Origin of the sequence: Burkholderia metallica, assembly GCF_001718555.1 — a bacterium.
GTDB classification, from domain to species: domain Bacteria; phylum Pseudomonadota; class Gammaproteobacteria; order Burkholderiales; family Burkholderiaceae; genus Burkholderia; species Burkholderia metallica.
On sequence record NZ_CP013401.1, the window covers coordinates 2,577,139 to 2,601,022 of the forward strand.

Genomic DNA, 23,884 nt, shown 5'->3' on the forward strand with positions numbered 1-23,884 from the left:
AAACCCAACGCATGCCAGACGGCAGATCAATGGCTCACATGATGGAGGTTGAATATGCGGTTCCTGATGCTCAATTCAGACGCCGAGCGGCGTGACGGACTGAAGGCCCTGTTGCGACAGATCGACCGTCACGCCAGCGTCAACGATGCGGCCGACAGTTTCCAGGCGCGCAGTCTGCTGCGCAATCAACGTTTCGACCTGGTCGCGATCGACTGGCTCGACGTCGGCCGGCTCAGCGAACTCCAGGCGCTCTGCAGCGCATGCTCGCCGACACCTGTCGCCGTCCTGGTCGACGAAACCTCGCCGGAAGCCATTCAGCGCTTCTTCAACTACGGCGTCTCGGGGGTGATCCCGCATTCCACGCGGCCGCACCTGATCGTGCGGGCGCTCGAAATCGTGTTGCTGGGCGGGCACTACATCCCGCCGATCGCGCTCCGTCTGCTGCCATCCACTGCTGCGGCGCGCTACGATGCCCATTTCCAGACGCTCGCCGAAACCCTTCCCCGCCGACCGCTGGGCAGTCTCCTGTCGCCGCGGCAAGCGCAGATCATGCGCTTCGTCCACATGGGCAGCACCAACAAGATGATCGCCCGTACGCTCGGCATCAGCGAAGGCACCGTGAAGATCCACCTCGCCAGCATCTTCCAGCAGCTCGGCGCCACCAACCGCGCCGCCGCGGTCGCGATCTACAACGGCTGGCTGTCGCCCCATCTCGAGATGCTGCTGGCGAACCGCAACCGCCTGCGCAAGCCCACCATCGGCGAACGCGGCCCGGTTCCGCTGCGTGCGCAACGGAACGATCGTCCGTACCCGTTGCCGGCCTCGATCGACGGCGCGCAGGACCTGCCGGTCGCCGCCGAGCCGCCGGCGCGGTTCCGGCGCGAACGCTAGGCAAACAGTCTCGATATTGCGACGGTCGGCGTGTGCGGATTCCCACCTTTCATGCTCAACGAGTAATATGGACGCATGGGTTTTCTTTTCACACCGCTTCCGCTCTGGGTTGGCATCGGCGGCTGGATCGCCGCCGTGGCCCTGCTCGCGCTCGCGATCTGGAATCGTCCCTTCGTACGCCTGCAGGACGCCACGCTCCAGCACGTGTGGCTCGCGCTCGTCACCGCCATTGCCGTCCTCTGGGCGTCGAATGCGTGGCTCGAAGATGGCATCGTCATGCACCTGCTCGGCGCGACGCTGCTCGTCACACTGTTCGACTGGACCCTCGCACTGATCGCGATGGGGGCGATCACGGCAGTTGCGGCGATCATCTTCGACGCGCCCTGGCAGGGCATCGGCCTGACCTATCTGGTCTACGGCGCGCTGCCGGTCGGCGTGTCTGCATTGCTGCAGCGCGCTGCGCTTGCATGGTTGCCGCACAATCTCGCGTCGTTCATCACCGGCCAGGGATTCCTGTCGCCCGCCATCGCAATCCTCGCTGTCGCAGCCGCCGCGGCCGGTGTCCAGCTCGCGCTCGCGGATGGCGTTCCCGTCGTGATTCCCGCCGGCTATCTGCTGAACACCGCACTGCTCGCTCTCGGCGAAGCGTGGTTCACCGGGATGGCGACGGCACTCATCGCCGTCTATCGTCCCGCATGGGTGACGACCTTCGACGTCCGGCGCTATCGCCTCGGCGGCCCGCGCGCCTGAATGGCCTTCTTGCGGCGGCGCCGTCATCCCGTGCCGGCGGCCGCTCAGGCAGTACGGCAGAATGCGGCGTCTACTGCCGGGCGACTTTTTTACGCTAAGATTGAACTCCGGTTCTTCATCGGGCATCTATATGTGCCCGATGTCTCATTCGCTCCTCACCAATAACCAGATGGACAGCTCTCCTGCGTCGCTCCGGATTATCCGGGCGCTCGGCAAGCTGGCAGCCTGTATTGCAGGCCTGTCACTTGCGCTTCCGACACCGGCATTCGCCGACCTGCTCGACCAGCGCTCCGAACTGATCAACAAATTCGTCAACGAAATGCATGCCGATCCGCTCGCCGCCGATTGTGCAGCGCACGGCAGCTTCATCGCCAGCACGTCGTCGGCCTTCGACCACGTCGACTTCGCGCCAAATGCATTCGACAGCGGCAACGCGACGATCACGCCGTGGAACGACTCGTTCGACCAGGGCAAGCAGCGCGTGAAGGTCGACAATATCGTCACGGTCGACGGACTCGGCATCCACAGCAACGGCAGCGACCCGACGCCGCTGAAATTCCGATGCGGCTATGTCGGTCAGCAAATGCTCGCGTTCAGCTGGAACGACCCGGTTCCGCCGCTGAAGCCGCGCGTCGAACGCTCCTCGTCCTCGACGAAGAAATTCAAGGGCAAGTCGCACCGCGGCAAGGGCAAGGCAAACGCTTCGGGCCGCACCGGCAGCAAGAAAGCCGTCGCGACGAAAAAATCGAGCAGCCCGAAGAAGGCCGTGAAGAAGAAATCCGCGAAGAAGTCCTGATACGACGAAGCGGCATCGACAGAAGCAAAAAAGCCGGCGCATCCTGAGATGCTCCGGCTTTTTTCATACGGCGACCCGTGGCTTACGCAAACGTGTCGACGTGCACCAGGATCGCCGCCAGCATCGCCGCGCCAAGCGCCGCGCTACGCTCGCCGTTCCAGCCGACTCGCTCGTCGGGCAGGTTTGCGTTGTCCTTGAACGGCATCTCGAGCGTCAGCGACAGGCAACCGAACTGATGGCCGATGTACTTCGACGCGAGCTTGAGCGCGTCTTCCTTGTACTTGCTCGCCGCATAGCCGTGTTCGGTCTGGAAGTCGGGGCTCGCGACCTTGAACGCTTCGATGAACGCGGTTTGCTCCTTGCCCTGCTGTTCGGTAAAGCTCGGCAGCATCTCCGATCCGGCAACGAACACGTACGGCAGATCCTCGTCGCCGTGAATGTCGAAGAACATGTCGCAGCCGATCGCATGAATCGCATCGCGCACGGCCAGCACCTCGGGGCTGCGCTCGGCATCGGGCGCCATCCACTCGCGGTTCAGGTTCGCGCCTGCCGCATTGGTGCGCAGGTTGCCATGCACGCTGCCGTCCGGGTTCATGTTCGGGACGATGTGGAACGTCACGCGGTCGTACAGCTTGCGCGCGACCGGATCGCCGGCCCAGTCACCCCATCCGGCCAGCCGCTTGACGAGGCCCTCGACGAACCATTCGGCCATCGATTCGCCCGGATGCTGGCGCGCGATGATCCACACCTTCTTCTTCGGCGCACCGTCGGTCTCCGGCGTACCGAGCGTCAACAGCGACATCGGACGGCCTTCGACCGTACGGCCGAGTTCGGTCACGCTCGCCTGCGGCAACTGCTGGACCGCGCCGAGAAATGCCGCGTGACGCTCTTCCGAGTACGGTTCGAAATACGCGTAGTAGATGCTGTCGAATTCCGGCGTATGGTCGATGGTCATCGTCTTGCCGTCGAACGTCGTCGGCACCCGGAACCAGTCGACCCGGTCATAGCTCGCCACCGCGTTGTAATTGCGCCAGCCCGACGGATACGCACATTCGGCAGCATTCTCGAACGTCATCACGCAGCGCTCGCCGCGCGCGCCCGTCAGGCGGTAATAGAACCATTGCGCGAATTCCGAGCGGTTGTCGCCCCGCACGCGCAGACGAATCGCGTCAGGGCTGTCGCATGACACGACGTCGATTGCGCCCGCGTCGAAATTGCTGGTGATCGAAAGGGCCATCTGTCTCTCCTTGGGCGACCGGAACAGGCGGTGTAGCGCCGGCCCGGCCTCATGCATGCGCCGGCCGTCTCGTGAACGGCCGGCAGGGTCACTCGCCGACTCGCCGGCGATATACGTAAGTGGAATCGTTCGATGCAGCCGAATCGAACGCATAGCCTTCCAGTGCAAAATCCTTCAGCGCCTTCGGGTCGGCAATCCGGTTCTCGACGATGAAACGCGCCATCAGGCCGCGCGCACGCTTCGCATGGAAGCTGATGATCTTGTAGCGGCCGCCCTTCCAGTCCTCGAACACCGGCGTGATGACGGGCGCGGCCAGCAGTTTCGGCTTGACCGACTTGAAGTATTCGGTCGACGCGCAGTTGACCAGCACGCGCGCCGCACCGCTGCGCGTTTCGAGCTGTTCGTTCAGCGCCCGCGTGATGCGGTCGCCCCAGAACGCGTACAGATCCTTGCCGCGCGCGTTCGCGAAGCGCGTACCCATCTCGAGACGGTACGGCTGCAGCAGGTCGAGCGGACGCAACAGCCCGTACAGGCCCGACAGCACGCGCACGTGCTGCTGCGCATAGTCGAGATCGGCGGACGACAGCGATCTGGCGTCGAATCCTTCATATACGTCGCCGTTGAACGCCAGCACGGCCTGCTTCGCGTTGGCCGGCGTAAAGGTCGGCGACCAGTCCGCATAGCGCTGGAAATTCAGGCGCGCGAGCGGATCGGAGATATCCATCAGCGTTGCGATGTCCTGCGGCGAAAGCTTGCGCAGGCCGTCGATCAGCTCGGACGCGTCGTCGACGAATGCAGGCTTCGTGTAAGACTGGACGTGCGCGGGCGTATCGTAGTCGAGGGATTTGGCGGGAGAGAGAACGATTATCATAGAGGCTCGCTGGCACGCCGTGCCTTGCGGTCAGACGAAAACCACCGATTGTAACGAATGACCCGCTCTCTCGCCCCGCATGCCGCGCATCGCGTCGTGCTCGACTCGAACGTCTGGATCGACATTCTCGTATTCGACGACCCCGCCACGCGCCCGATCCGTGCCGCGCTGGAACGCGGCACGCTTGCCGCCGTGATCGACGCCCGCTGCCTGACCGAACTCGAGTACGTGCTGGATTATCCGCAGTTCCAGTCCCGCGCGATCGACAAGGCGGCCGCGCTCGCGACCGTCGCCCGCCTGACGAGCCTCGTCGAGCCGCCGGCCGCCGACGCCGACGCGCCGCCGCTGCCGAAATGCAAGGACCGCGACGACCAGAAGTTTCTCGAACTCGCCCGCGCCGCGCAGGCCGAGTGGCTCGTGTCGAAAGACCGCGCGCTGCTCAAGCTCGCCAAGCGAACCGCACGCGACTTCGGCTTCCGGATCGCGCAACCGGCCCCCTTTGCCGAGGCCTGCGCGCTCGACGCCACGCCGGCCTGACGCACGCAACCTCACCCGACTTCGACCGTATCGATGAACGCTCCTTCAGACATGCCAACGACTCCCGTTTTTCCTTCGCGCCTGCCGAACGTGGGCACGACGATCTTCACGGTCATGAGCGCGCTTGCCGCAGAAAAAGGCGCCGTGAACCTCGGCCAGGGCTTTCCGGATTTCGACTGCGACCCGCGCATCGTCGATGCGGTTGCCGCTGCGATGCGCAACGGGCACAACCAGTATCCGCCGATGGCCGGGGTCGCACCGCTGCGCGAAGCGATCGCGGACAAGATCGCGCAGGTCTACGGCCGGCGTTACGATCCGGCGACCGAAATCACCGTCACGGCCGGTGCGACGCAGGCGCTGTTGACGGCGATCCAGTGCGCGGTGCATCCGGGCGATGAAGTGATCGTCATCGAACCGACCTACGACAGCTACCTGCCGTCGATCGAACTCGCGGGCGGCAAACCGGTGTTCGTCACGCTGGAAGCGCCCGACTATGCGATCCCGTTCGACCGTCTGGCAGCCGCGATCACGCCGAAAACGCGCATGATCCTGATCAACACGCCGCACAACCCGACAGGAACCGTGTGGCGCGAGGCGGACATGCGCAAGCTCGAGGAGATCGTGCGCGGCACCCGCGTACTGATCCTGTCCGACGAGGTCTACGAACACATGGTCTATGACGGCGCGCGCCACGAGAGCGTCGCGCGCTATCCGGAGCTCGCCGCGCGCAGCTTCATCGTGTCGAGCTTCGGCAAGACCTATCACGTGACGGGCTGGAAGGTCGGCTACGTCGCCGCGCCTGCCGCGCTGACCGCGGAATTCCGCAAGGTCCATCAGTTCAACGTGTTCACGGTGAACACGCCGATGCAGATCGGGCTCGCCGACTACCTGCGCGACCCGGCGCCGTACCTGACGCTTGCCGACTTCTACCAGAAGAAGCGCGACTTCTTCCGCGCCGGCCTCGCGGGCACGCGCTTCAAGCTGCTGCCCTGCACGGGCACGTACTTCCAGTGCGTCGATTATTCGGCGATCAGCGACCTGCCCGAAGCCGAATTCTCGAAGTGGCTCACGTCGGAGATCGGCGTGGCCGCCATTCCGGTATCGGCGTTCTATCACGCGCCGCACGAATCGGGCGTCGTCCGATTCTGCTTCGCGAAGCGGGAAAGTACGCTCGCATCCGCGCTCGAACGGCTCGCCCGCCTGTAAGCCCCGCACGGGCGGCTACACGCCGCCCCGCGGGAGTTGCGCTTACGAACGCGCGGCGCTCGTCGCTTCGACATACGCCTTGCGCTCGGCCGCCACGCGCTGCGCGGCGGGCCGCTCGCCCACCTGTTTTGCATGGGCTTTCCAGTCGATGCCTGCGTCGAGCAAGAAATCGTGTCCGAATAGGGCTTTCGTCGCCATGCCGACGACCGGCAGATGGACCGAGGCGGCGATGTCCGCCAGGCCGAACGACGCGCCGAGCACATACGGCGAAAACTGCGTCATCCGCTTGAATGCATCGATCGCGCGCGGCAGGCGCTTCTCGACGTGCGCCTTCGTCCCATCGCTGACCTTGCCGCCGAAAAACGCCTCCGTATAGACCTCGCGCGCCGTCCATTCGAGATACAGCTCGAGCGTCTCGACCAGTTCGCGCACCTTCGCGGCCGCGAACGGGCTCGCCGGGAAAATCCCCTTCTCCGGATAGCGCGCCGCCAGGTACTCGATGATCACCTGCGACTCGAACAGCGCGCCTTCTTCGGTCTTCAGGAACGGAATCTTGCCGAGCGGCGAATCGGCGAGATGCGCCGGATCGCTGATCGGCAAACCGCACACCGACTCCTCGAACGGAATATCGTATTCGAGCAGGACGAACTTCACCTTGTTGTAGTAGTTGGACAACGGAATACCGCACAGCTGTAGCATCGGGTCTCCTTCCTTGCTGAAGCGCGGCCGCAACGATACCGGCCGCATCGGGATTCGTCGTGCTGAAAAGCACGTTCGTGCTAGTCTAAAGCAAGTTTTGCGTTCGTTCGTCACGACAACATTACATCCGCTGCGGCGTCGGTCGCATCAGTACGCGCAACCCGCACGGTGCCGCAGCCCCGCCATCCGATGGAGACACGCTCGCATGAGTGCTGAACTGCTGGCCTCGCGTCCGCCCGAGAGCGAATCGACGCTCGTCCTCACGCTATCCAATCCCGGCGCACGCAACGCGCTGCACCCCGACATGTATGCGGCCGGCGTCGAAGCGCTCGCCACCGCCGAACGCGATCCCGGGATTCGCGCGGTCGTGCTTACCGGCGCCGATCGCTTCTTCTGCGCGGGCGGCAACCTGAACCGGCTGCTCGACAACCGCTCGAAGGATCCGTCCTACCAGGCCGACAGCATCGATCAGCTTGCCGCGTGGGTGACGGCGATCCACGCGTCGACGAAGCCGGTGATCGCAGCGGTCGAAGGCGCCGCGGCCGGCGCGGGTTTCTCGCTCGCGCTCGCATGCGACCTGATCGTCGCCGCGCACGATGCGAAGTTCGTGATGTCGTATGCGCGTGTCGGCCTGACGCCCGATGGCGGCGGTTCGTGGTTCATCGCGCGCGCGCTGCCACGTCCGATCGCGGCCGAGATCCTGTTCGAAGGCAAACCCGTCGCGGCCGAACGTCTGCACGCGCTCGGCGTCGTCAACCGGCTCGCCGCGCCCGGCGCAGCGCTCACCGACGCGCTGGCATGGGCCGATGCGCTCGCCGGCATCTCGCCGAACGCACTCGCGCGCATCAAATCGCTGCTCGACGACGCGACGATGCAACCGCTCGACGCGCATCTCGGCACCGAGCGCGATCACTTCGTCGCATCGCTGCATCATGCGGACGCGCTCGAAGGCATCACCGCCTTTCTCGAGAAACGCCCGGCCCGCTACAAGCGCTGATCCGCCGCGCCTGCCGTCGAATCGACGCGTCGCCATCGCAGCGCCCCGATGCTGCACGGCGACGCTTCCGATCCCGACGACTCGAGATCGCTCCCGACGCCCCGCGACCCGACACGCACACACTCGCGCACCGGCGTCGGCACGCACGTTTCGGTCGCCAGCGAACCGCGTCGATCCATGCTCTAATGACCGCCTGTCGCGGCGCTGCGGGCGCCGTTTTCGCGCATGCAACGAAGGAGTTCACGATGATCGACGTCTATAGCTGGGCGACCCCGAACGGCCACAAGGTGCACATCATGCTCGAGGAAACGGGCCTCGCCTATCGCGTCCATCCGGTCGATATCGGCGCGGGCGACCAGTTCAAGCCGGAATTCCTGAAGATCAGCCCGAACAACAAGATCCCCGCGATCGTCGACCCGGACGGCCCCGGCGGCCAGCCGATCTCGCTGTTCGAATCGGGTGCGATCCTGATCTATCTTGCGGAGAAGACCGGCAAGTTCCTGCCGACCGATCCGGCCGCACGCTATGCGACGCTCGAATGGCTGATGTTCCAGATGGGCGGTGTCGGCCCGATGCTCGGGCAGGCGCATCATTTCCGCCTGTATGCGCCGGAGAAGATCGAGTATGCGGTCAACCGCTACACGAACGAGGCGAAGCGCCTGTACAACGTGATGGACAAGCGTCTCGGCGAATCCGAATATCTCGCCGGCGACGCGTACACGATCGCCGACATCGCGACGTTCCCGTGGACGCGTTCGTGGCAGAACCAGGGCATCGTGCTCGACGAATTGCCGAACGTGAAGCGCTGGTACGACGCGATCGCCGCGCGACCGGCCGTGCAGCGCGGCGTCGAAGTGCTCGCATCGATGCGCAAGGCGCTGCAGGACGACAAGGCGCGCGAGGTGCTGTTCGGCGCGACGCAATACACGAAGCACTGACGCGCACGTGACGGGCGGAGCGGCATCCGTGCATGCCGCTCCCCGCGTCAGAAGTAATGCAGCGTGATGAATTCCGCCGCACAGACCGGCACCGGCGCATCGGGCCCCTCGACCTGCATCGTCACCGACCACGTCACCTGCACACCGCCCCGTGCGGCCTCGGCGGTTTCCTTTACCGCGAACAGCGCACGCACGCGCGCGCCGACCGGCACCGGCTTCAGGAACCGTACGCGGTTCAGCCCGTAGTTCACGCCCATCTTCTGCTCGACCCGCATCGCGTCGTCCATCAACGCCGGAATCAGCGACAGCGTCAAGAACCCGTGCGCGATCGGGCCGCCGAACGGCGACTCGCGCCGCGCGCGTTCGGGATCGACGTGAATCCATTGACGATCGCCGGTCGCGTCGGCGAAGCCGTCGACACGACGCTGGTCGATCACGATCCAGCCGCTCGCGAGCGGCTCCGCGCCGACCCGCGCCTGCAGCGCCTGGGCCGATGCGATCAGCGGCAACGTCACGTCGGTCATGCGTGCGTGCCTCCCGGATCGCGCAGCCCGAAGATCACCTTGGTATGCACGGTGATCACCGTCTCGCCGGCGCCGTTCACGCCGACCCACTCCGTCGACACGATGCCGCGGTCGGGCTTGCTCTCCGACACGCGCTTGTCGTGCACCTTCTGATACATCGTGATCGTATCGCCGGCGCGCACCGGCTTGAGCCAGCGGATCGAGTCGATGCCCGGCGAACCCATGCTGGTCGAGTCCCGGCCGAGCTTCTTGATGAGCAGGCCCATGAACACCGAACACGTATGCCAGCCGCTCGCGACGAGCCCGCCGAAATGCGATGCCTTGCCGGCTTCTTCGTCGAGATGGAACGGCTGCGGGTCGTAGCGTTGCGCGAACGCCTTGATGTCGTCGGGCTCGAACGTGTAGCGGCCGATTTCGGTGGTGCTGCCCACCACCAGGTCTTCGTAACTGATGCCCACTGTGTGTCTCCTTGTCAGGCGCGCTCGCGCGTCGCCGTCATGCCGCGTCGGCCTGCGCGAAATCGGGCAGCGCCGCGATGCGGGCAAGATGATGATCGGTGTCGCCGAGCGTCGTCTCGATGATCGTCAACCGCTTGAACAGGTGCGCGGCGGCAACCTCGTTGGTCACGCCCATGCCGCCGTGCAGTTGAATGGCCTGCTGGCCGACGAAGCGCGCGGCGGCGCCGACGCGCGCTTTCGCGGCCGACACGGCCTTGCGCCGCGCATCGGCATCGCCGCTCGCGTAGCGTACGGCTGCGAGGTAGGTCAGCGAACGCGCCTGTTCGGCATGGATCAGCATGTCGACCATCCGGTGCTGCAGCGCCTGGAACCGCGCGATCGGCACGCCGAACTGTTCGCGCGTCTTCGTGTATTCGACCGTCGCGCGGTTGAGTTCGTCGAGCACGCCGACCGCTTCCGCGCACAGCAGGAACGTCGCGTAATCGGCGACCTGCTCGAGCGCCGCCGCATCGCGCGCGCCACCCGTCAGCAGCCGCGCCGGCGTTTCATCGAATCCGATCGTCGCGGCACGCTGGCCGTCGATCGTCCGGTAGTCGGCCACCTTCGCGTTCGCGGCATCCCGTTCGACGACGAACAGGCCAATGCCGCCGCCGTCGACGCGCGCGGGCACGATCCACGCATCCGCCTGCGCGCCGTGCTGAACGACCGACTTCGTGCCGGTCAGCCGGTACGTGCCGCCCTGCTCGCGCGCATGCGTATCGAGTTCGAACAGGTCGTAGCGCGCGTGCGGCTCGTGGAACGCGACCGCCACACGTTTGTGCCCCTGCGCGATCGCCTCCAGCAGCGCCGCATCGTCGCCCGCGCCGGAGCCGGCGATGCGCAGCGCCTCGACGCCGACCGCCGTGGCCCAGTACGGCTCGATCACGAGCGCGCGGCCGAGCTCCTGCATCACGACCAGCATGTCGACCGGGCCGCCACCGAAGCCGCCCTGTGCGTCCGGCACGGGCAGCGCGGTCAACCCCAGTTCGGCGAACGCGCTCCATTGCGTGGCGGACACGCCCGCGTCGCTGCGCACGATCGCCTGGCGCGCTTCGAAGCCGTATTGCTCGCCGAGATAACGGCGCAGCGCGTCGGCGAACTGCTGCTGCTCATCGGTAAAGCTGAAATCCATGGTTGTCTCCGTTCCCTGATCACAGCCCCAGAATCATCTGCGCGATGATGTTCTTCTGGATCTCGTTCGAACCGCCGTAGATCGACGTCTTCCGGTAATTGAAGTAGTACGCGGCAAGCGGCGCCGCATCGTCGTCGCCCGCGATACTGTGCTCGCGCCGGCCGTCGAGGAACGGTACGTCGAACGGTGCGGCAAGCGGGCCGATCGCTTCGACCATCAGCTCGGTGAGCGCCTGCTGCACTTCCGTGCCCTTGATCTTCAGCATCGACGCCTCCGGGCCCGGCCCCTTGCCGCTCGTCTCGCGGCTGACGACGCGCAGCACCGTCACCTCGAGCGCCATCAGCTCGACTTCGAGCGCCGCCACCTTCGCGGCGAAGACCGGATCGGCGAGCAACGGCTTGCCGTTCTTGCGCTGGTTCGACGCCACGCGCTTCAGGAACGCGAGCTCGCGCTTGGACGCGCCGACGCGCGCGATGCCGGTGCGCTCATGGCCGAGCAGGTATTTCGCGTAGGTCCAGCCGCGGTTCTCGTCGCCGACGAGGTTCTCGACCGGCACCTTCACGTCCTCGAAGAACACCTCGTTGACTTCGTGGTCCTCGTCGAGCATCACGATCGGGCGCACCGTGATGCCGGGCGTCTTCATGTCGATCAGCAGGAACGAAATGCCTTCCTGTTTCTTCGCGGCCGGGTCGGTACGCACGAGGCAGAACATCATGTCGGCATACTGGCCGAGCGTCGTCCAGGTCTTCTGGCCATTGACGATGTAGTGGTCGCCCTGGCGCTCGGCGCGCGTGCGCAACGATGCGAGGTCGGAACCCGAACCCGGCTCCGAATAACCCTGGCACCACCAGTCCGAGCCGTCGAGAATGCGCGGCAGATAGTGGCGCTTCTGCGCTACGCTGCCGTATTTCATCAATACCGGCGCGACCATCGATACGCCGAACGGCAGCACGGTCGGCGCACCGATCCGCGCGCACTCCTCGTCCCAGACGTGCCGCTGCGTCGCGTTCCAGCCGGGGCCCCCATATTCGACCGGCCATGCGGGCGCGGACCAGCCGCGCTGGCCGAGAATCCGGTGCCAGCTCGCGAAATCCTCGCGGTCGAGTCGTTTGTGATCGAGTACCTTGGCGCGCAGTGCGTGAGGCAGATTGGCCTCGAGCCAGGCGCGGACGTCGGCGCGGAACGCGTCGTCGGCGGGGGAATAGTCCAGATCCATGCGCAGTGCCTCCTGTCCGCAGCCGTCCGGCCCGGCAAGGACTCACTGCATACGTCATTGCAGCGGTTCTTTCAGCACGGCAGGAATCGGCAGCGGCATCACGTCGATGCCTTCTTCGGCCAAGGATTGCGCATCTTCGGGCGTCGTGACGCCACGAATGCTGCGCGCCGGCGCCTCGTTGTAATGGATGCGCCGCGCTTCCTCGGCGAAGCGCTCGCCCACGTTCTCGGTTTTCTCCAGCACCTCGCGCAGCGCACGCATCACCTGCGCCTGCAGTGCACGCGGATCGGCCGGCTGCGCCTGCGTCGCGCCCGACAGGTTCAGGCGCGGCGCCGACGGCAGACGGTTGACCTCGGTCGTTCCGCACACCGGGCATTCGACCAGCTTGCGGGACAACTGCGCTTCGAATTCATCGGCGGAAGCGAACCAGCCTTCGAACCGATGACCGTGCGGGCACTGTAAATCGAGGACCTTCATGCTGAATCAGGGCGTGTGACGAGTGTAGCGCAAAAAGCGGTTTTGTGAACGATCGTGCTAAATACTGATCGCGCGGCGCGAAGGCGTCGCGTCACCGGATTGTAACGCGGTGCCCCACCCGCCGCTGACGCCGCGCTCAGGGCGTCAGGACCTGCCCGAGCGGCCACGTGCCGGACAGCACCTTGTCGAGCCACATCGTGCCGATGATCGTCTTCACGTCGGAGATCTGGCCCGTGCGCACCCACTCCTGCAGGTCGGCCTGCGTCGCGGTGAAGGTCTCGAGGAATTCGCCTTCGTCGAGCTTGCGTTCGCCGGCCGTCAGCCCGCGCGCGAGATAGAGGTCGATGAATTCGGTCGAATAGGAAATGATCGGGTGAATGCGGGTCAGGAACACATATTCGCGCGCCGTATAACCCGTTTCCTCGCGCAGCTCGCGCACCGCGCATGCAAGCGCGCCTTCGTCCGGATCGAGCTTGCCGGCCGGGAATTCGGCCATCACCTTGCCGATCGGGTAGCGAAACTGGCTTTCCATCAGCACGCGGCCATCGTCGAACAGCGGGATCACCATCACCGCGCCCGGATGCTGGACGTACTCGCGCGTGGCCTTCTTGCCGTCCGGCAGGCGGACGGTATCGCGCTTGAGCTTGAGGAACGCGCCTTCGAAGATCGCCTCGCTTTCGAGGCAGGTTTCGGTCAGTGCGGCGTCGTGATTGGGTAGTTCGGCCATCGGGGGCTCCGGGAATGAGCGCGACGGCCAAGGGCCTGTCAGCGTCGTTTGACGAGATACTGGAACGTGAAGCCGGGAAACGCGAACACGACGAACAGACTGAACGTGATCGCGTAGAACTGCCAGCCCTGTTCGAAGCGGTTACCGGCACGCGACTCGAGCCAGAAGCCGAGCGCGCCGACGATGAAGTACAACACGATCAGCTCGCCGATCCGCACCCACGCACTCTTCTTCGCCGCGCCGAACGGCACGACGGCGAAGAGGCGTTGGTTCAGGAACGGCAGGTTGGCGCAGACGAGCGCCAACAGCACGATAAACCAGCCGGCTGCCGACATTACAGCGGCAGCGTGTGACGAATTGCCTGCAGGCAGGCCGTCAGCAGCGGGCTCGGGATCAGGCCGAGTACGACGACCGCCAGGCCGTTCAGCACGAGGATCGTGCGCTTGCAGAAGTCGCCCGAGATCGGCGTCGCATCCTGCGGGGCATCGAAGTACATCAGCTTCACGATGCGCAGGTAGTAGAACGCGCCGAACAGCGACGTGATCACGGCCAGCACGGCCAGCCACGTGAGGCCCGCATTGACGGTCGCCTCGAGCACCGCGAGCTTCGCGTAGAAGCCGACGGTCGGCGGGATGCCGGCCAGCGAGAACATCATGACCATCATCACGAACGCGAACACCGGGCTGCGCTTGTTGAGGCCCTTGAAGTCGTCGATCGTTTCCGCCTCGAAATCGCGGCGTGCGAGCAGCATCACCACGCCGAACGAGCCGAGCGTCGTAATCAGGTAGACGATCGCGTAGAACATCGCCGAGCTGTAGGCGTTCGCCGGCGCCGCGGCGTCGCCCTTCACGATACCCGCGAGCAGGCCGAGCAGCACGAAGCCCATGTTCGAGATCGCCGAGTACGCGAGCATCCGCTTGATGTTGCGCTGGACGATACCGGTGATGTTGCCGACGATCAGCGACAGCGCGGCGAGGATCACGAGCGCGGTCTGCCAGTTCTGCGCGAGCGGCAGCAGGCCCATCACCAGGAAGCGCAGGCCCCACGCGAACGCGGCAACCTTCGGACCGCCGCCGACGAACAGCGTCATCGCGGTCGGTGCGCCCTGGTAGACGTCCGGCACCCACATGTGGAACGGCACGGCGCCGAGCTTGAACGCGATACCGGCGACGATAAAGACCACGCCGAACATCAGCACGGCTGCGTCGGTGTTGCCGCCGACCGCCTTGTACACCTCGCCCAGCTCGAGCGAGCCGGTCGCACCGTAGAGCATCGAGATGCCGTACAGCACGAAGCCCGACGCGAGCGCGCCCAGCACGTAGTACTTCATCGCGGCTTCGCTCGACTGCGCGGCGTCGCGGCGCAGCGCGATGACCGCGTACAGCGACAGCGACATCAGTTCGAGACCGAGGTACAGCGTCAGGAAGTTGTTGCCCGACACCATCACCAGCTGGCCGAGCAGCGAGAACATGCCGAGCAGGAACACGTCGCCGCGGAACATGTCGCGATCTTCGAGGTACTTGCGCGAATAGACGAGCGAGACCGCGAAACCGAACGACACGACGGCCTTCATCATGCTCGCGAACGAGTCGACGACGACCATCTTCGAGAAGAAGTAGTACTGCTGCGGGTCGAGCGCCTGCACCGCGAACCACACGCCGGCGACGACCGACGAGACGACCGCGATCAGATAGGTCAGGCGGCGGCCGGAGGCACCGGTAAAGGTGTCGTTCAGCCAAGCGACGACGATGGCGGCCAACACCAGCGCGTCAGGCAACAGGACATTCATAGGAGCGTTTTGCATGATCTTGAGTTCCTCCGCTCGCGATTACTGCGCCAGCGGCAGCTTGGACTGCGCGACATGGGAGAGGAGGTTTTCCACGGAAACGTGCATCACGTCGGTGAAAGGCTTCGGATACAGGCCCATCAGCAGCGTGAACGCGGCGAGCACGGCCAGCATCAGGAATTCGCGACGGCCGATGTCCTTCAGCTTGGCGACGTGATCGTTCGCGACCGCGCCGAAGTACACGCGCTTGTACATCCACAGCGTGTAGGCCGCGCCGAGAATCAGCGTGAATGCCGCGCCGAATGCGATCCAGAAGTTGTACTGGACGGCAGCGAGAATCACCATGAACTCGCCGACGAACCCCGACGTACCCGGCAGGCCGCAGTTGGCCATCGAGAACAGCATCGCGAATGCCGCGAACTTCGGCATCACGTTGACGACGCCACCGTAGTCGGCGATCTGGCGCGAGTGCACGCGGTCGTACAGCACGCCGATGCAGAGGAACATCGCGCCCGACACGAAGCCGTGCGAGATCATCTGGATGATCGCGCCTTCGACGCCGAGCTGGTTGAAGATGAAGAAGCCGAGCGTGACGAAGCCCATATGCGCGATCGACGAATACGCGACCAGCTTCTTCATGTCGGCCTGCACCATCGCGACGAGGCCGATGTAGATCACCGCGATCAGCGACAGCGTGATCACGACGGGCGCCAGGAAGTGGCTCGCGTCAGGGGTGATCGGCAGCGAGAAGCGCAGGAAACCGTATGCGCCGAGCTTCAGCATGATCGCGGCCAGCACGACCGAGCCGCCCGTCGGCGCTTCCACGTGCGCGTCCGGCAGCCACGTGTGCACCGGCCACATCGGCACCTTCACCGCGAACGCGAGGAAGAAGGCAATGAACAACAGTATCTGCGGCGTCATCGCGATCTTCGCGTTCTGCCACGTCGCGAGGTCGAACGAATGCGTTTCCGTGTACAGGTAGATCAGCGCGACCAGCATCAGCAGCGAGCCGGCCAGCGTGTACAGGAAGAACTTGAATGCCGCGTACACGCGGTTCGGGCCGCCCCACACGCCGATGATGATGTACATCGGGATCAGGGTCGCTTCGAAGAACACGTAGAACAGCAGGCCGTCGGCCGCCGAGAATACGCCGATCATGATCCCGGACAGGATCAGGAACGCCGCGAGGTACTGCGCGACGTTTTCGGTGATCACTTCCCATGCGGCGATCACGACGATCACCGTGATCAGCGCGGTCAGCACGACGAACCACATCGAAATGCCGTCGACGCCGAGGTGATACGCGATGTCGAAGCGCTCGATCCAGGTCGACTTCTCGACGAACTGCAGCGCAGCCGTGCTCGAATCGAAGCCGGTGATCAGCGGGATCGTGACCGCGAGGCCGAGCAGCGAACCGATCAGCGCGATCCAGCGGGCCGTCCCCGGATTTTTGTCGTTACCCACCGCGAGCACGAGGAGGCCGAAAACGATCGGCAGCCAGATCGCGGTACTGAGAATCGGAAAAGCGTGCATTAAGTTGTCCCCCGCCTTATTTGCCGCCGAGCGTTACAAACAGGGTCAGGAGCCCCAGCATGCCGATGATCATGGCGAACGCGTAGTGATAGATGTAACCGGATTGGAGGAAGCGGATCACGCCGGCGAACCAGCCGATGAACCGGGCGCTGCCGTTGACGAGGCCGTCGATCACCACGACGTCACCCTCCTTCCACAGGCCGCGGCCGATCGCCACCGAACCGCGGGCGAACACCACTTCGTTGATCTTGTCCATGTAGTACTTGTTGTCGAGCAGCGTGTAGATCGGGCCGAACGCTCGGCGGATCGACGCCGGCAGCTCCGGACGCTTCAGGTACAGGAACCACGCGACGACTACACCGGCGAGTGCGAGCCAGACCGGCAGGCCCGACACCGAGTGCAGGCCCATGCCCACCCAGCCGTGGAACTCTTCGGCCATCTCGGCCAGCGCCGGATGGTTTTCACCGATGAAGATCACCTTGTCGAATGCAACGCCGTGCTGGAAGAAGTCGCCGAACAGCATCGGGCTGATCGCGATCGCACCGATGATGACCGACGGGATCGCCAGCAGGACCAGCGGCACCCACACGACCCACGGGGTCTCGTGCGGCTCGTGCGCGTGGTCGTCGTGACCGTGGCCATGGCCGTGATCGTCGTGGCCGTGCGCGGCTGCCATGCCCATCGGCGACTCCGGATGCTTCGGCTGGCGGAAGCGCTCTTCGCCGTGGAACACCAGGAAGTACATGCGGAACGAGTACAGCGCCGTGACGAACACGCTCGCGACGACCGCGAAGTACGCGAAGCCCGAACCCGGCAGGTGCGACAGCTTCACCGCGTCGATGATCGAATCCTTCGAGTAGAAGCCCGAGAAGAACGGCGTACCGATCAGCGCGAGCGAACCGACGAGCGACGTGATCCACGTGATCGGCATGTACTTGCGCAGGCCGCCCATGTTGCGCATGTCCTGGTCGTGGTGCATGCCCATGATGACCGAGCCGGCGCCGAGGAACAGCAGCGCCTTGAAGAACGCGTGCGTCATCAGGTGGAACACGGCGACCGGGTAAGCGGACACGCCGAGCGCGACGGTCATGTAGCCGAGCTGCGACAGCGTCGAGTACGCGACCACGCGCTTGATGTCGTTCTGGACGATGCCGAGGAAGCCCATGAAGAGCGCCGTGATCGCGCCGATCACCGTGATGAACGACAGCGCGGTATCCGACAGCTCGAACAGCGGCGACATGCGCGACACCATGAAGATGCCGGCGGTCACCATCGTCGCCGCGTGAATCAGCGCGGAGATCGGGGTCGGGCCTTCCATCGAGTCCGGCAGCCACACGTGCAGCGGGAACTGGGCCGACTTGCCCATCGCACCGATGAACAGGCAGATACAGGCGACGGTCAGCAGGCCCCAGTCGGTGCCCGGGAAGTGCAGGCTCGCGAGTTCCGCGCGCTTCGCAAACACTTCGCCGTAGTTCATCGACCCGGCGAACGCGAGCAGCAGGCCGATGCCGAGCAGGAAGCCGAAGTCGCCCACGCGGTTCACGAGGAACGCCTTCATGTTCGCGTAGATCGCGCTCTCACGCGTGAAGTAGAAGCCGATCAGCAGGTACGACACCAGACCCACCGCTTCCCAGCCGAAGAACAGTTGCAGGAAGTTGTTGCTCATCACGAGCATCAGCATCGAGAACGTGAACAGCGAGATGTACGAGAAGAAGCGCTGGTAGCCGTCTTCTTCCGCCATGTAGCCGATCGTGTACACGTGCACCATCAGCGAGACGAAGGTCACGACGACCATCATCATCGCGGTCAGCGAATCGACGAGGAAGCCGACTTCCAGCTTCAGCGAGCCGACGTTCATCCATTCGTAGACGGTCGCGTTGAAGCTCGCGCCGCCCATCACGTCGAAGAAGACTTTCGCCGACAGGAGGAACGCGATCATTACGCCGAGGATCGTGATCCGGTGTGCGCCCTTGCGCCCGACTGCGTTCCCGAACAGCCCCGCAATCAGCGAGCCGGCCAGCGGAGCGAGCGGAATCGCCAGCAGCAGGTTTTCATTGAGTGTCGTTGACATAACAGCGTTGCCTGAAATTAACCTTTGAGCTGATCGAGATCCTCGACATTGATCGTGTCGAGCTTACGGAACAGGGTCACCAGAATCGCGAGGCCGATCGCGGCTTCCGCTGCGGCGACGGTCAGGACGAAGAACACGAAGATCTGGCCGTGCACGTCGCCGAGGTAATGCGAGAACGCGACGAAGTTGGTATTCACCGCCAGCAGCATCAGTTCGATCGACATCAGGATGATGATGACGTTGCGGCGGTTCAGGAAGATCCCGACGATCGCGATCGCAAACAGGATCGCGCCGAGCACAAGGTAGTGAGCAAGAGTCAGCATGGTTTTCTTTTCCTCCGCTTAGCCGTTGGTGCCCGAACCGGCTTCGCTCTGCGCCGTTTCCGGCTGCGGCTTGTCCGCTTCCATCTTCACGAGGCGCACGCGGTCGTTGCGACGCACCTTGACCTGATCCGACACGCGCTGGCGCTTGCTGTCCTTGCCCTTGCGCTCGGTCAGCCCGATCGCGGCAATGATCGCGACCAGCAGCACGAGGCCGGCGATTTCAAACGCGAAGATGTAGTCGGTGTAGATCACCTTGCCGATCAGGCGCGTGTTCGACCAGTTGGCCATCTCGCCCGTCGCCATCGCGTGCACCGTCTGCGTGTCGCCGTAGCCGCGCCACAGGATCAGCGCGGTTTCGATCACGATGATCGCGCCGACCACGGTCGCCATCGGGACGAAGCGCTTGAAGTCGCGGCGCAGGTAGTCGATGTTGATGTCCAGCATCATCACGACGAACAGGAACAGCACCATCACGGCGCCCACGTAGACCAGCACCAGCAGGATCGCGAGGAACTCCGCTTCCAGCAGCATCCAGATCGCGGCGGCGTTGAAGAACGCCAGCACAAGGAAAAGCGCAGACGCCACCGGGTTGCGCGAAGTGATCACCTTCAGCCCTGATACCACCAGGAGCAGCGCGAAGATGTAGAACAGTACGGTCGTGAATTCCATGATTACCGGTTCATCGTTAGGCCATAGTCAGGCGCGGCTTGCGGGACGCCCGCACCCGTCGCGGCGGCTCGGCCCGTGCTCCGGGCCGGCACTGCAAACACAATCAACGATACGGCGCGTCGGCAGCCTTCGCCGCGGCGATGTCCTTCTCGTAACGATCGCCCACCGCGAGCAGCATTTCCTTCGTGAAATACAGATCGCCGCGCTTTTCGCCGTGGTACTCGAGAATCTGCGTCTCGACGATCGAATCGACCGGGCAGCTTTCTTCGCAGAAACCGCAGAAGATGCACTTCGTCAGGTCGATGTCGTAGCGCGTCGTGCGGCGCGTATTGTCCGCGCGCGTTTCCGATTCGATCGTGATCGCCAGCGCGGGGCACACGGCCTCGCACAGCTTGCACGCGATGCAGCGCTCTTCGCCGTTTTCATAGCGGCGCAGTGCATGCAGCCCGCGAAAACGCGGCGAGATCGGGGTCTTCTCTTCCGGGAACTGCACGGTGAACTTGCGCTTGAACGTGTAACGCCCGGTCAGCGCGAGCCCCTTCAGCAGCTCGGTCAGGAAGAAGGTCTTAAAGAAGTGTTGGATAGCCGTCATGATTTCGTCCGATCTTTACTTCACCCAGATGTTCAGCGGCGACATCATCCAGAAGCCGACCACGACCACCCAGATCACCGTGACGGGCAGGAACACCTTCCAGCCCAGACGCATGATCTGGTCGTAACGGTAGCGCGGGAACGTCGCGCGGACCCAGATGAACACCGACAGCAGTGCGAAGACCTTCAGCACCAGCCAGAAGATGCCCGGGATGAACGACAGGAATTCGAACGGTGCATCCCAGCCACCGAGGAACAGCGTCGCAGCCAGCGCCGAGATCACGATCATGTTGATGTACTCGGCGAGGAAGAACAGCGCGAACGCCATACCCGAGTAATCGATCATGTGACCGGCAACGATTTCCGACTCCCCTTCCACCACGTCGAACGGGTGGCGGTTCGTTTCGGCGATACCCGAGATGAAGTACACGACGAACGCTGGCAGCAGCGGCAGCCAGTTCCACGACAGGAAGTTCACGCCGTGGCCCGCGAAGAAGCCGTGCTGTTGCGAACCGACGATTTCCGACAGGTTCAGGCTGCCGGCCGTCATCAGCACCAGCACCAGCGCGAAGCCCATCGAGATTTCGTACGACACCATCTGTGCCGCGGCGCGCATCGCGCCGAGGAACGCGTACTTCGAGTTCGATGCCCAGCCCGCGAGAATCACCGCGTACACGCCGATCGATGAGATCGCCATCGCGTACAGCAGGCCCGCGTTCACGTTCGCGAGGACCGCTTCGGCCTGGAACGGGATCACGGCCCATACGGCGAACGCCGGCACGACGGTCATCACCGGCGCGATCAGGTACAGCCAGCGGCTGGCGGCGCTCGGCTGAATGACTTCCTTCAGCAGCAGCTTCAGCACGTCGGCGATCGGCTGCAGCAGGCCGCCGGGGCCGACGCGGTTCGGGCCGAGACGCACGTGCATCCAGCCGATCAGCTTGCGTTCCCACAGAATCAGGTACGCGACGCACAGCAGGATGACGACGGAGACGACGAGGATGCGCACGATGGCCCACACCGTCGGCCATGCGACGCCGAGAAGCTGGGACCCGCCCGCGTTGATCGTATCGAACAAGCTCATTTACGCCTTCTCCACCACCAGTTCACCGGACAGGCTGCCGAGCGCTGCGCCGGCAGGCGTCGCCGCCGACACGCGAACGACGGTCTCCGCAAGATTCGCGTCGCGCACGGCCGGCAACTGCACCGCACGCTCGCCCTGGCGCACGCGCACCGCGTCGCCTTCCTTCAAGCCCAGCTTGTCGAACAGCGCGGCCGGCAGTGCCGCGGCATTCGCCGCCTTCGCGGCGGCCGTCAGGTGCAGCGCACCTGCGCGGCGCACGAGCGCGTCGGCGTGATAGATCGGCACATCGGCCAGGCGCTCGAAGCCGCCGTTCGCGGCATTCGCGGCGGCGCGCGCCGGCGCGACCGACGTCTGGTTCGACAGGCGGTTCGCGACGCCGGCGTCGCCGAGCGCGGCGAGACGCACTTCTTCCGCGGTCTCGTATTCGAAGTTCGGCAGGCCGAGCAGGCTGCCGAGCACGCGCAGCACCTTCCAGCCCGGACGCGTGTCGCCGAGCGGGCGCACGACGCCGTTGAAGCTCTGCACGGTGCCTTCCGCATTCACGTACGTGCCGGCCGTTTCGGTGAACGGCGCAACCGGCAGCAGCACGTCGGCGTAGTCGAGGCCGTGCTTGAACGGCGACATCACGACGACCATTTCGGCCTGGTTCAGCGCGGCAAGCGCCTGCGCCGGATCGGCCGTGTCGAATTCCGGTTCGACGTTCAGCAGCACGTAGCCCTTGCGCGGCTGCGCGAACGCTTCGCGTGCGTTCAGGCCGCCTTCGCCCGGCAGTGCGCCGACGACGTGCGCGCCGACCGTGTTCGCCGCTTCGGTCAGGAAGCCGAACGTGGCGCCGGTGTTGTCGGCGATCCACTTGGCGACCGCGTGCAGCTTCGCGAATTCCGGATGACGGACCGCGACGTTGCCGAGCAGCACCGCGCGGCGTTCGCCGTTCGCGAGCGACTGCGCGACAGCCTGTGCGGCCGGCGATGCGGTGACGCCCGCGAGCGTGTCGGGCAGCGCGACGCCGCGCAGTTGCGCGACGGCCGCGGCGATGCCCGCCAGTTGGTCGAGCCATGCCGACGGCGCGGCAACAATACGCTGCGCGGTCGGGATCAGTGCGTCGTCACCGGTCGCGTGCAGGAAATGCAGCTTCGCGCCGTTCTTCGCGGCCTGACGCAGTCGGGCGGCGAACAGCGGGTGGTCGCGGCGCAGGAACGAACCGACGACGAACGCGGCATCCACGTTCGACAGGTCGGCGATCGGCATGCCGAGCCACGGTGCGCCGTCGACCGGCGCCGAGAAATCCTGCTGACGCAGACGGAAGTCGACGTTCGGCGTCTTCAGTTCGTTCGCGAGCTGCTTCACGAGGAACAGCTCTTCGGCGGTGCTGTGCGCGCTCGCGAGCATCGCCAGCGCGTTCGCGCCGTGATCCGCGGCGATGCCCTTCAGGCCCTTCGCGACGTATTCGAGCGCGGTCTGCCAGTCGGTTTCGATCCACTGGCCACCCTGCTTCAGCATCGGCTTCGTCAGGCGCTCTTCGCTGTTGAGGCCTTCGTACGAGAAGCGGTCCTTGTCCGAGATCCAGCATTCGTTGATGGATTCGTTCTCGAACGGCAGCACGCGCATCACGCGGTTGTTCTTCACCTGCACGACGAGGTTCGCGCCGACGGAATCGTGCGGACTCACCGACTTGCGGCGCGACAGTTCCCACGTCCGGGCGCTGTAGCGGAACGGCTTGCTGGTCAGCGCGCCGACCGGGCACAGGTCGATCATGTTGCCCGACAGTTCGGAATCGACCGTCTTGCCGACGAACGTCGTGATTTCCGAATGCTCGCCGCGGCCCAGCATGCCGAACTCCATCACGCCGGCGATTTCCTGGCCGAAGCGGACGCAGCGCGTGCAGTGGATGCAGCGCGACATTTCTTCCATCGAGATCAGCGGGCCCACGTTCTTGTGGAACACCACGCGCTTTTCTTCCGAGTAGCGCGACGACGACTTGCCGTAGCCGACCGCCAGATCCTGCAGCTGGCATTCGCCGCCCTGATCGCAGATCGGGCAGTCGAGCGGGTGATTGATGAGGAGGAATTCCATCACCGACTGCTGCGCCTTCACGGCCTTGTCGGACTGCGTGTGGACGATCATGCCGGCCGACACGGGGGTCGCGCAGGCAGGTACGGCCTTCGGCATCTTCTCGACTTCGACGAGACACATCCGGCAGTTGGCCGCAACCGACAGTTTCTTGTGATAGCAGAAGTGAGGAATGTACGTATCCGCCTTGTGCGCAGCCTGGATCACCATGCTGCCTTCGGGCACCTCGACCTTCTTGCCGTCTATTTCAAGTTCAACCATG

The 23,884-nt window shown here is 64.7% G+C and carries 25 protein-coding genes; 7 read left to right on the forward strand and 18 right to left on the reverse strand.

What is annotated here, in order from left to right:
- The first annotated feature begins 54 nt into the window (after positions 1–54).
- The 3 genes from WJ16_RS11550 to WJ16_RS11560 all read left to right on the forward strand — a co-directional run bounded on the left by WJ16_RS11550 (position 55) and on the right by WJ16_RS11560 (position 2,437).
- On the forward strand, positions 55–891 hold the full coding sequence (locus tag WJ16_RS11550; RefSeq protein WP_069257166.1) for a response regulator transcription factor: 837 nt from the start codon (positions 55–57) through the stop codon (positions 889–891).
- A 75-nt stretch (positions 892–966) separates the two neighbouring features.
- Positions 967–1,641: an energy-coupling factor ABC transporter permease gene (locus WJ16_RS11555; RefSeq protein WP_069257167.1), complete on the forward strand. Its 675-nt coding sequence runs from the start codon at positions 967–969 to the stop codon at positions 1,639–1,641.
- A gap of 139 nt (positions 1,642–1,780) precedes the next feature.
- Positions 1,781–2,437 (forward strand): BspC domain-containing protein, encoded by a 657-nt coding sequence (locus WJ16_RS11560; protein ID WP_069257168.1) that lies wholly within the window; start codon positions 1,781–1,783, stop codon positions 2,435–2,437.
- 82 nt (positions 2,438–2,519) lie between these two features.
- Here WJ16_RS11560 and WJ16_RS11565 read toward each other — a convergent pair whose 3' ends face one another.
- Positions 2,520–3,674, reverse strand: coding sequence for a M14 family metallopeptidase (locus WJ16_RS11565; RefSeq protein WP_069257169.1), 1,155 nt, complete (start codon positions 3,672–3,674; stop codon positions 2,520–2,522).
- 88 nt (positions 3,675–3,762) lie between these two features.
- A complete protein-coding gene (gene yaaA, locus WJ16_RS11570; RefSeq protein ID WP_069257170.1) occupies positions 3,763–4,545 on the reverse strand; it encodes a peroxide stress protein YaaA in 783 nt (260 codons plus the stop codon).
- 57 nt (positions 4,546–4,602) lie between these two features.
- On the opposite strand from yaaA, the gene WJ16_RS11575 reads away from it, so the two are divergent.
- Together WJ16_RS11575 and WJ16_RS11580 are read left to right on the forward strand one after the other, a co-directional pair.
- On the forward strand, positions 4,603–5,082 hold the full coding sequence (locus WJ16_RS11575) for a putative toxin-antitoxin system toxin component, PIN family (protein WP_069257171.1): 480 nt from the start codon (positions 4,603–4,605) through the stop codon (positions 5,080–5,082).
- A 90-nt stretch (positions 5,083–5,172) separates the two neighbouring features.
- Positions 5,173–6,288: a pyridoxal phosphate-dependent aminotransferase gene (locus WJ16_RS11580; protein ID WP_236858212.1), complete on the forward strand. Its 1,116-nt coding sequence runs from the start codon at positions 5,173–5,175 to the stop codon at positions 6,286–6,288.
- 42 nt (positions 6,289–6,330) lie between these two features.
- On the opposite strand, the gene WJ16_RS11585 is transcribed toward WJ16_RS11580, so the two are convergent.
- Positions 6,331–6,987 (reverse strand): glutathione S-transferase family protein, encoded by a 657-nt coding sequence (locus WJ16_RS11585; protein ID WP_069258038.1) that lies wholly within the window; start codon positions 6,985–6,987, stop codon positions 6,331–6,333.
- A gap of 205 nt (positions 6,988–7,192) precedes the next feature.
- Here WJ16_RS11585 and WJ16_RS11590 point away from each other — a divergent pair, with 205 nt between their 5' ends.
- Together WJ16_RS11590 and WJ16_RS11600 are read left to right on the forward strand one after the other, a co-directional pair.
- Positions 7,193–7,984, forward strand: coding sequence for an oxepin-CoA hydrolase, alternative type (locus tag WJ16_RS11590; RefSeq protein WP_069257173.1), 792 nt, complete (start codon positions 7,193–7,195; stop codon positions 7,982–7,984).
- 245 nt (positions 7,985–8,229) lie between these two features.
- Positions 8,230–8,922: a glutathione binding-like protein gene (locus WJ16_RS11600; protein ID WP_069258039.1), complete on the forward strand. Its 693-nt coding sequence runs from the start codon at positions 8,230–8,232 to the stop codon at positions 8,920–8,922.
- Positions 8,923–8,969: 47 nt separating this feature from the next.
- Here WJ16_RS11600 and WJ16_RS11605 read toward each other — a convergent pair whose 3' ends face one another.
- The 15 genes from WJ16_RS11605 to nuoG form a co-directional block, all read right to left on the reverse strand.
- Positions 8,970–9,446, reverse strand: coding sequence for a MaoC family dehydratase (locus WJ16_RS11605; protein ID WP_069257175.1), 477 nt, complete (start codon positions 9,444–9,446; stop codon positions 8,970–8,972).
- Complete coding sequence (locus WJ16_RS11610) at positions 9,443–9,904, reverse strand: MaoC family dehydratase (RefSeq protein WP_069257176.1); 462 nt, start codon at positions 9,902–9,904, stop codon at positions 9,443–9,445. Before WJ16_RS11610 ends, WJ16_RS11605 begins: the two co-directional genes overlap by 4 nt.
- A gap of 37 nt (positions 9,905–9,941) precedes the next feature.
- Positions 9,942–11,075 carry an acyl-CoA dehydrogenase family protein gene (locus WJ16_RS11615; protein ID WP_069257177.1) on the reverse strand — a complete coding sequence of 378 codons (1,134 nt, stop codon included), beginning with the start codon at positions 11,073–11,075 and terminating at the stop codon, positions 9,942–9,944.
- A 19-nt stretch (positions 11,076–11,094) separates the two neighbouring features.
- Entirely contained in the window at positions 11,095–12,291 is a 1,197-nt protein-coding gene (locus tag WJ16_RS11620; protein ID WP_069257178.1) for an acyl-CoA dehydrogenase family protein, read from the reverse strand.
- A 54-nt stretch (positions 12,292–12,345) separates the two neighbouring features.
- Entirely contained in the window at positions 12,346–12,768 is a 423-nt protein-coding gene (locus WJ16_RS11625; RefSeq protein WP_069257179.1) for a DUF1178 family protein, read from the reverse strand.
- A 136-nt stretch (positions 12,769–12,904) separates the two neighbouring features.
- Entirely contained in the window at positions 12,905–13,495 is a 591-nt protein-coding gene (locus WJ16_RS11630; RefSeq protein ID WP_069257180.1) for an NUDIX domain-containing protein, read from the reverse strand.
- A gap of 38 nt (positions 13,496–13,533) precedes the next feature.
- Positions 13,534–13,830 carry a DUF2818 family protein gene (locus WJ16_RS11635; RefSeq protein ID WP_034190810.1) on the reverse strand — a complete coding sequence of 99 codons (297 nt, stop codon included), beginning with the start codon at positions 13,828–13,830 and terminating at the stop codon, positions 13,534–13,536.
- Entirely contained in the window at positions 13,830–15,284 is a 1,455-nt protein-coding gene (nuoN, locus tag WJ16_RS11640) for an NADH-quinone oxidoreductase subunit NuoN (protein ID WP_069257181.1), read from the reverse strand. The genes WJ16_RS11635 and nuoN overlap by 1 nt, the downstream gene beginning before the upstream one ends.
- A 39-nt stretch (positions 15,285–15,323) precedes the next feature.
- A complete protein-coding gene (locus tag WJ16_RS11645; RefSeq protein WP_021162817.1) occupies positions 15,324–16,814 on the reverse strand; it encodes an NADH-quinone oxidoreductase subunit M in 1,491 nt (496 codons plus the stop codon).
- A 16-nt stretch (positions 16,815–16,830) separates the two neighbouring features.
- The gene (gene nuoL, locus WJ16_RS11650) at positions 16,831–18,885 is read right to left on the reverse strand and encodes an NADH-quinone oxidoreductase subunit L (protein WP_069257182.1); all 2,055 of its coding nucleotides are present in this window, start codon (positions 18,883–18,885) and stop codon (positions 16,831–16,833) included.
- A gap of 17 nt (positions 18,886–18,902) precedes the next feature.
- Positions 18,903–19,208, reverse strand: coding sequence for an NADH-quinone oxidoreductase subunit NuoK (nuoK, locus tag WJ16_RS11655; protein ID WP_006478272.1), 306 nt, complete (start codon positions 19,206–19,208; stop codon positions 18,903–18,905).
- An 18-nt stretch (positions 19,209–19,226) separates the two neighbouring features.
- Positions 19,227–19,877: an NADH-quinone oxidoreductase subunit J gene (locus tag WJ16_RS11660; protein WP_021162815.1), complete on the reverse strand. Its 651-nt coding sequence runs from the start codon at positions 19,875–19,877 to the stop codon at positions 19,227–19,229.
- A 103-nt stretch (positions 19,878–19,980) separates the two neighbouring features.
- The gene (nuoI, locus tag WJ16_RS11665; RefSeq protein WP_006478270.1) at positions 19,981–20,469 is read right to left on the reverse strand and encodes an NADH-quinone oxidoreductase subunit NuoI; all 489 of its coding nucleotides are present in this window, start codon (positions 20,467–20,469) and stop codon (positions 19,981–19,983) included.
- Positions 20,470–20,484: 15 nt separating this feature from the next.
- Entirely contained in the window at positions 20,485–21,552 is a 1,068-nt protein-coding gene (gene nuoH, locus WJ16_RS11670) for an NADH-quinone oxidoreductase subunit NuoH (RefSeq protein WP_069257183.1), read from the reverse strand.
- Positions 21,553–23,883, reverse strand: a complete 2,331-nt coding sequence (gene nuoG, locus WJ16_RS11675; protein ID WP_069257184.1) for an NADH-quinone oxidoreductase subunit NuoG — start codon at positions 23,881–23,883, stop codon at positions 21,553–21,555.
- Position 23,884 lies beyond the last annotated feature (1 nt).